At 64.9% G+C, this 279-nt stretch carries 1 protein-coding gene; it reads left to right on the top strand.

Going from position 1 to position 279, the window contains the following annotated elements; genetic code table 11:
- A partial coding sequence (locus GTP44_RS26920) for a hypothetical protein (RefSeq protein ID WP_161021810.1) occupies positions 1-279 on the top strand: 279 nt, incomplete at both ends.

The following is a 279-nucleotide window of genomic DNA, read 5'->3' as shown; positions in this document are numbered from 1 at the left end:
ACAGCGCCCAGACGCAGAGCCTGACCACCGACCAGATCGTGAGCCTGCAGTCGGCCGACGCGGCCGCGCTGAAGACCTCGGTGATCGCCGCGCTGAGCAGCAACCAGGTCCACGCGCTGACCACCGACAACGTTGCTGCCCTGAAGAGCGCGCAGTTCGCGGCGATGACCTCGGACCAGTTGGTTGGCCTGAGCACCGACCAGATCGTCGCCATGGGTTCGGCGCAGTTCAGCGGCTGGAACTCGTCGCAGTTCAACGCACTGTCGACCAACAATATCG

The organism is Duganella lactea, assembly GCF_009857505.1.
In the GTDB taxonomy this organism is placed as follows: domain Bacteria; phylum Pseudomonadota; class Gammaproteobacteria; order Burkholderiales; family Burkholderiaceae_D; genus Rugamonas; species Rugamonas lactea.
Note: the sequence above shows the minus strand (reverse complement) of the source record. Positions and strands in the feature narration are given on the sequence as shown.